Below are 8290 nucleotides of genomic sequence, written 5' to 3' on the forward strand. Positions count from 1 at the left end.
ATCTCGCCTTCTAACTGTTTTGTTATTATCTATTATTTCCAAACAAGTCTATTAGCTACCCTTGAGTAATCAGCAATTCCGCAGGGAGTTTTTTGAATGACAAGCGTTCGTTTTCGATATCTACGAAAATGATGTCACCATCGACAAACTCACCGCGCAGCATCGACTTGGCAAGCTGTGTTTCGAGTTGCCGTTGAATAATCCGCTTGAGTGGGCGGGCTCCGTATACGGGGTCGTAGCCAACCTCAGCAATGAAATCTAAGGCAGCATCAGAGATTTTAAGGGACATTCTGCGTTCGATCAGACGTTTCTCTAGACGTTTGACCTGAAGTTTGACAATTTGGCGCAATTCCTCACGTCGCAAAGCATGGAAGATAATGATCTCATCGATGCGATTGAGAAACTCAGGACGGAAACTGGTGCGCATCACATCCATGACGCGATCGCGCATTTCCTCGTACCTCGTGTCATCCCCAGCAATATCGAGAATGAATTGGGAACCAATGTTGCTGGTCATAATAATCACAGCATTTTTGAAATCCACCGTGCGCCCTTGAGAATCGGTGACACGACCATCATCAAGGATTTGCAGCATGATATTAAACACATCGGGGTGCGCTTTCTCGATTTCATCAAAGAGAATCACCGCATAGGGGCGACGACGAATTGCCTCCGTTAGTTGGCCGCCTTCTTCATAGCCGACGTAGCCCGGAGGTGCTCCCACCAAGCGCGAAACGCTATGTTTCTCCATATATTCCGACATGTCAATCCGAACCATCGCCTCTTCGGTGTCGAACATATAGGCAGCAAGAGCCTTGGCTAATTCAGTTTTGCCAACACCCGTTGGGCCTAAAAAGATAAAGGAAGCGATCGGGCGATTGGGGTCGGCTAATCCCGCACGGGAACGCTGAATCGCATCGGCTACCGCAGTCACTGCTTCCGTTTGTCCGACTACGCGCTTATGTAGTTCGTCCTCGAGGTAAAGCAGTTTTTCCTTCTCGGATTCAACCAACTTACTGACAGGGATGCCCGTCCATTTTGAGATAATTTCGGCGATATCCTCTTCTGTAACTTCTTCGCGTAGTAGCGATCGCCCTGTGGTTTGGGTTTCAGTCAGACGTACTTCGGCTTCATGGAGTTGGCGTTGCAAATCCGTGAGCTTGCCATATTTGAGTTCGGCAGCACGGTTCAGATCGTAATCGCGTTCTGCCTGTTGAATTTCAAGATTGACATGATCGATCGCTTCTTTAAATTTGCGCAGATTGTCAATCACGCTCTTCTCAGATTGCCATTGGGCAGTCAGGGTGGACTGCTCGGACTTCAAATCGGCTAGTTCCTTACTGAGTTTCTCCAAGCGTTCCTTGGACTCGGGATCGGTTTCTTTTTTGAGCGAAAGCCTTTCCATTTCTAGTTGTAAAATCTTGCGATCGATCTCATCCAAATCCTCAGGTTTAGAAGTGATTTCCATTTTGAGCTTTGCTGCTGCCTCATCCACCAAGTCGATCGCTTTGTCTGGCAAGAAGCGATCGCTGATATAACGGGTCGAAAGCACTGCCGCTGCCACCAAGGCACTGTCGGCAATTCTGACGCCATGATGGACTTCATAGCGTTCCTTGAGACCGCGCAAAATCGAGACAGTATCTTCGATTGTAGGCTGATCGATAAATACCTGTTGGAAGCGACGTTCTAGAGCGGCATCCTTTTCAATGTACTTGCGATATTCATCTAGAGTCGTAGCGCCGATACAGCGTAACTCACCCCTTGCCAGCATGGGCTTGAGCAGGTTGCCCGCGTCCATTGCACCTTGGGTTGCTCCCGCTCCCACCACCGTATGAATTTCGTCGATGAATAGAATGATTTGTCCTTGCGATTCCATCACTTCTTTCAGAACGGCTTTGAGACGCTCTTCAAATTCGCCTCTGTACTTTGCGCCTGCAATCAGACCGCCCATATCTAAAGCAATCAGTTTGCGATCGCGTAGAGACTCTGGCACATCCCCACTGAGAATTCTCTGCGCCAATCCTTCCGCGATCGCGGTTTTACCTACCCCCGGTTCCCCAATTAACACGGGATTATTTTTGGTGCGTCTCGACAAAATCTGGATCGTGCGGCGGATTTCATCATCGCGACCAATCACAGGATCGAGTTTTCCTTCTCTGGCTAACTCGGTCAGATCGCGCCCATATTTCAAGAGCGATTCGTATTTGTTTTCTGGTGTTTGGTCGGTCACGGTTTGCTTTCCCCGAATTTGTGTAATTATGTTGCGCAGTTTGGATTCGTCGAGTCCGACTTCTTGTAGTAAAGCTTTGCCAAAGCGATCGTCTTTGCAATAAGCCAATACGAGATGCTCGATCGAAATAAAGTCATCTTTAAAGCTTTTTCGCTCTTGTTCGGCACGGTCTAAGAGGGTATCTAAGCTGCGCCCTAAATAGACGGAAGTGTTGCTACCCGAAACTTTGGCCTGTCGCTTAATAAACTCTTCGGTGCGATCGCGTAATTTTTGGACGCTAACATTGGCTCGGTTAAAAATACTAGCAGCCAATCCCTCATCCTCTAGGAGCGATTTCATTAAATGCTCGCTCTCGATTTGTTGCTGCTGCGCAGCTTTAACTAAGTCAGGGGTGCGCACGATCGCTGCCCAGGCTTTTTCGGTAAATTGATTTGGGTTGGTTGGCTGCATACTCTACCCTCTGTTCCTAGAATGCGTATATGCAATATCTTATGCTCTCTAGATTTATTCGAGGATCGGTTAAGAGTGCGTGTTGCCGAACCTCCCCTTCTATATAAGCTCAATATCATAAGCTCAACCTGAGTTCGGGTTAAGGATTTTGGAACAAATCAAGCCGACTTGCTGGAACCGAAAGGTTTGATCCCCCTGCCCTATCGGGCATCCCCCTTGCAAAAGGGAAGTGAGTTCTCCCCCCTTTTTTCAAGGGGGGCTGGGGGGGATCCTTGGGATGTATAGCGTTTCAGGTTTTCTTATCCCGAACTGACGTTAAGCTCAATATCGGCTTTGATTTCGTTCGGCTTCGCTCGCTGAAGCGATCACGGAACTTATTTCCCTAGAATAATCGCATCGCCCTGCTCGATCGCTTGCTGAAAGGCTGAGCCAAAATCACAGGTAGCAGGATCGCCGACTTGAATATTGAAATCGAGGGAAACAAGCGCAGGATTGAGTTGAATGGTCGCCAGCCATAAATGCAGTCGCGTAATTTCGACCGATTCGATCGCGCGATCGCAGCCATAGAGATTGTGCTGCAAGATGTGCGACACTAGCTCAGCCGTTGTTTTCTCAGGTAATTCATCGGGGTCGGCTTCGCGATCGGGATCTTGGGTTTGCTTGCGTATAGTGCGAAGTTTTTGCTGGACTTGTTCGTGTTCAGCTAACAAAAAGTTCAATGCCGTTACTAAAAAAATGCCTGAACCGCAACGACGATCTAACACCTTGAGATCGAGCAAGTTTTGTTGATGCGATCGCCAATAGGCTAACGTCTCAGCGCGACCAGATTCAGAAGTTGTGTCTGAAGTTGTGTCTGAAGTCGTGTCTGAAGTTATGTCCGTAGTTGAAAGTGGGGGCGTTGCTTTTTTCAGTAGATATTCTCTTAATGCCACCTTTACAGATTCGCTATGAATTAAAGCTTTGGATGGATATCTCGTACTACGTCGCTTGCCCAAGTTTTGCATGTCTTTTTTGAGCAAAGCTAAATCTTTTACAGCTTCTTCTAAGATGTGTGTTAATACCGTTCTAGAAATATCTTCGTGAAAGTCAAATCGCGTAATTTCTTTGATTTGACGGCAAAGTTCATCACCTACAAACAGCAATTTGTCTAAGATTTTGTCTGACTCAAAGAGGCTAATGTGATAGCAAGAAATCAGTTTTCCATGTCTGGTTGTTCCCTGATAAATCCAGCTAAAAATGGCTTTATAGTTTTCCCAGATCGGCTGCTCTTGATAGGGATTGTAAAACTCGTAGGCTTCATTGATTAAGCCATCTGGCAGTAAATGGTTGTCTTCACAAAAGGCAATAAATAAAATGCGATTAAGTAATTTCTGTGCTTTTGCGATCGCTTCCGCATCAATCTGCGTATGAGCCAGTTCGCTAATGCTGCGATCGGTTTCAGATTGCGGGTTTAATTGGGGATTGAGTTGTGCGTAGGACTGTTGCAGGCGATAGCGAAAGTCTTTGATCAATTGCGCCCGAATTTTACTGTATTGACTGTAAAAGTTCTTGGCAGTTTCTATCTCTAGTTGTTGCGAATCTTCTAATAGTTGAAACGTGCGCGAAGGTTCGCTACTTTGGGCTGTGCCCTTTAATAGTCTGCGCCGACAGAGAATAAAATAAAAATACTTTAACTCTTCGACGCTCGTGAGCGAGCCTAAATTAAACTGCTGACAAAATAGCCCAGAGATATCGCGGTGATAGAGACAAATGGCTTGGTAGGTTACAACAATCAGCCATTCCGTACTGGCATGTTTGAGTTTGGGCTTACTGTCGTGCTGGTTGTTCAGCCAGTTATCCGAATCATTGTCTAGGGGGTTGCCAGAACGATAAAAGATGATTTCTACAACAACTTCGGCTGAGGTCTCTGTAAAAAAGCCGAGAGCGGGCTCTGGACTAAACTCAAGCTCCCAGCCGCCTTTGCCCCCATGAAACGGTGAAGTATAACCGAGAACATCCACAAAAATGTCATGCAAAAATTCGGCATCAGTCTGCTGATTTGGCTCCTGTGCCTCTGCTGCAAAGGTCAGCCATTTCTGAATCTTTTGGTGGCGATTGCTTAAATCCGCAGGGAATCCAAATAAACCAATTCGTCTCGTGACTGGTTTCGTATGGAATAGATCGTAATGCGGCGATCGCTGAATCATTAATTGTTCTTAGATTGCTCAACCTCCGCCGCTACTTCCTGTTGCAGTTGAGCTAACTCTTCGGGAGACATTTCCTCTAAACGTTTTCGCAATACTGCTGTCTTATAGTCTTCTAGTTGTTGGTTGTAGGTCATGGTTTGGGTCACTGCCCGAAACACATAGGTCGAAACCCAGCCTAACAAACCACCGACTAAAATAACTTGACTCCAAATCCCAGCATTGGTGGCATCTAAACCAAAGGCAGAAAAACCCCAAAAGGCTAGAGCGCCTAGGCCAAAGAAAGCAATGGTAATCGCGATCGCATCAATTCGACGCATGGGTTCTCTCTAAACGCCTCTTTTGATTTTGCCGTAGGTTGAGATTCATGCTGAGATTTACAGGATTGAAGTTTATATCTCTCTAGCTTCTGGGCGGAAGTTCAGAAAGGGAGAGATCAGTAATAGACCGGGGAAAAAGAAAAACACGGTAAAGCAAAGAAATGCCCTTTCTAAGGAACCTGTCTTATTCCAACGTGCTTTGAAGTAAAACATCAAAATCACAGGGATAACCAAGAGGTATGCACCAGCGATCGCGGTATAAAGTGCGAGGCTAAAAAGTGGCGAAGACAAAAGTGACGAAGACAAAAGAAATGACATATTTCTTGTGGGTATTTTCTATCTTTAACTTATGTGTATCTTAACAGAGAAATATGTCCGCAAACTTTTTGTTTGTTGTGGGGGTAATTCATGAATTTTCCCTACAACGGGGATGCCTAATAGGATAGGGCAATCAAAATAAAATCTTGGGTAAGGCTGGCGATTAAAATTGTACCAACGGATACAGTTGCTACAACCCCAGAAGCTGAAATTATCATGAAGTGCGTAGAGACCTTGAAAAGCAGTATCCCTAAACCTGAATTTTAGACGCGATCGCTAAACCTAGCATAATCCAACGATTTTCGAGCCTAGATGCTTTAATACCTGCAAGACCCCATAAAGTTCATTGTCGGGATTCACTAACGAAAATAGTCGCGAATTAGCGTACTCATGCTGTACTGTCTTCAAAAACAAAAATTCATTACCATTCGTAATCATCCCAAATGTTGGTTGTGTTTCCGAATTACTCACCATATAAGCTAATGCTTGCGGAATCGCTCTTGTTACGGCAAAATCACTTCGTTTTGATTCAATGACGAGTAGCCAAAGCAGATTTTTTAACACCAATACATCGATCCGCCCCCGAATTATCGACTCCTCATCGATCATTTCCAAAGCCACACTTGTTTCCGTTTCGATCCGAAATGTCTTGCGATCAAAACCAGCGAGATCCAACAACGGTGCTAGCACTACCATTTTCACTGTATTTTCTAACATTGGTGGATCTTCCATCAATTCCAGAAAATTGGCTTTCACGCGATCTAATACATACCGATCTTCTGCATTCAACTCAGAAAAACTATCCGACCATTCCGTAAAAAATGCAGGATCTCCAGCCATCTGAAGCCCAAAATTTTGCTTTAGTTCCCCTAGCGTTACGTCTTTTGCAGCGATCGTTTGAACCATATGGAGTTCTATATAGAGGGAGCAACCTTAATTTTACTGCAAAAAACAGAATTCTATATCTATTCCCAAATCAAAGGATTCCATTAAGAGGCATTCGGCGATCGCCTCTGATTCGCTCAATCGAGGTTATTCGCATTCTGAATGGTGTTCAGGACTATAAGGAGTTGCTGTTTCCTAATCTTTGAAGGGCGTAGCTAATTGTGCATGGTCTTTGATGTAGCGGTCGACAATTTTTCTCTCACTGTATCAAAAAAAAGCTATGTTACCATAATTCCAATTGAAAATTTATGTCTTAGTAACATGTATCCTCCGCAACCACTGCCCATATTGAATCTTCATCAGTTGCGCTTGGATACTCACTTAGAGTTTATCCAAAGGATTCTTCAATGCCCACCTTGCATTTTTGCCACTACTGGTCAATCTGGCACAGGTAAACTAACAACTTTGTTGGCAATTGTACATGAGTTTACCAAGTCAGGATCGCCAGTCAAACTTTTTACAGAAGATCTAAATTTTCCTTATGTACTGCCAGAGAACTGGTCGATTCAGGTTGTTGTACCAACAGAAGTTGCTTGGACTGAGGCAATAGAAAATTCAATTCAAGATTCATCTACACCTCTTGTGATTGACATATTGAACTTGAGAAATTATCAAGAAGTCTTTCTTGCCGCTCAACAAAAACGATGGATTTTTACTTGTATAGATACACCTTATATAGGAATTGATGTTATCTACAATTTTCGAGATTCGATGGTGGGGACAAACTACCAAGAGATTCTTCAACATTTTTCTTGCATTTGGTCTCAAACACTTTTGCCTCTCTTATGTACAAATTGCGCTCAACTAGTTCAAGTTGGAGTTGAAGCAATGAAGTTGTTAGATCCTAATGCTCATCGAACAGAAGAACTATGGAAAGAAGTTGGGTGCGAGATGTGCGAACAACGTGGTACTAAAGGACGAGGTGCTGTCTACGAAATCTTGCAAATCGATGACGAGACAAGACCGATTTTGCAGAATTATTTAGAAAACAACATTATTACACCTTTACCAAATACTAAACATCAGACAATCCAAGATTGCGCTCGCAAACTTTTGAGAGAAGGGATTTTTGGCATTGAAACCTACAAGAGGGTTATTACTCAAAATCCTATGCTCCGTGTTCAACATCTACTCGAACATGAAAAATATCGCTCAGCCCAAATGCAAGATATGTTCAGCCGCTTTGTCACTAGACAGGTGGTGGATCGGATTATGCATAGCACAGATTTTGCCGAGATCGTTGCAGGTGAAAGACGTAAAGTAACTTGCGTATTCTGCGACGTGCGTAACTTCACATCCTATGCTGAAACTGCTTCTCCTGATGATATTTTTGCACTCCTTAACAGTTACTTTCAAGATATTATTGAGATTGTCTTCCAATATGAAGGCACAATTGATAAGTTTATTGGAGACTCAATTATGCTGGTATTCGGTGCTCCAACCGAACAACTCGATCAGGAAATAAGAGCAGTTAGTTGCGCGATCGCCATCCAACACAAGGTAGCTGAAATCAACGAAAAGAGGGCTAATTCAGATATTATCAATCTCGGCATTGGCATCAATACAGGAGAAGTTATTGCGGGCTGTTTAGGAAGCGAACGTAGAATGGACTATACCGTTCTTGGTGATGTGGTGAATGTTGCTGCACGTCTTGAGAGTAGAGCTAGCGCTAGACAGATATTGATCAGTGAGGAAACTTTTGCGGCTGTTAAAGATAAAATCTCCTGTCGTTCAGTTGGGGAGTTATCCTTAAAAGGGAAATCAGAGCGACTATCAGCCTTTGAAGTGATTTATGGGCATCTCTAAAAATACAAACAAGAGTAGGAAGGGATTTGAGGAAAATG

6 protein-coding genes are annotated in these 8290 nt (G+C 44.2%); 1 reads left to right on the forward strand and 5 read right to left on the reverse strand.

Annotated elements, in window-relative coordinates; genetic code table 11:
* Positions 1-55: 55 nt before the first annotated feature.
* The 5 genes from clpB to V2H45_RS23755 form a co-directional block, all read right to left on the reverse strand.
* Complete coding sequence (gene clpB / locus V2H45_RS23735) at positions 56-2680, reverse strand: ATP-dependent chaperone ClpB (protein ID WP_330486171.1); 2625 nt, start codon at positions 2678-2680, stop codon at positions 56-58.
* 374 nt (positions 2681-3054) lie between these two features.
* Positions 3055-4866, reverse strand: coding sequence for a DNA methyltransferase (locus V2H45_RS23740; RefSeq protein WP_330486172.1), 1812 nt, complete (start codon positions 4864-4866; stop codon positions 3055-3057).
* Entirely contained in the window at positions 4866-5183 is a 318-nt protein-coding gene (locus V2H45_RS23745; RefSeq protein ID WP_330486173.1) for a DUF3007 family protein, read from the reverse strand. The genes V2H45_RS23740 and V2H45_RS23745 overlap by 1 nt, the downstream gene beginning before the upstream one ends.
* Positions 5184-5255: 72 nt before the next feature.
* Positions 5256-5501 carry an NAD(P)H-quinone oxidoreductase subunit L gene (gene ndhL, locus V2H45_RS23750; RefSeq protein WP_330486174.1) on the reverse strand — a complete coding sequence of 82 codons (246 nt, stop codon included), beginning with the start codon at positions 5499-5501 and terminating at the stop codon, positions 5256-5258.
* A gap of 282 nt (positions 5502-5783) precedes the next feature.
* Positions 5784-6407 (reverse strand): type I restriction endonuclease, encoded by a 624-nt coding sequence (locus V2H45_RS23755; protein WP_330486175.1) that lies wholly within the window; start codon positions 6405-6407, stop codon positions 5784-5786.
* A gap of 204 nt (positions 6408-6611) precedes the next feature.
* Between V2H45_RS23755 and V2H45_RS23760 the strand changes: the two genes are divergently transcribed.
* Positions 6612-8252 (forward strand): ATPase, T2SS/T4P/T4SS family, encoded by a 1641-nt coding sequence (locus V2H45_RS23760; RefSeq protein WP_330486176.1) that lies wholly within the window; start codon positions 6612-6614, stop codon positions 8250-8252.
* Positions 8253-8290: the final 38 nt, after the last annotated feature.

Origin of the sequence: Tumidithrix elongata BACA0141 (assembly GCF_036349135.1) — a bacterium.
Lineage (GTDB): Bacteria > Cyanobacteriota > Cyanobacteriia > Pseudanabaenales > Pseudanabaenaceae > Tumidithrix > Tumidithrix elongata.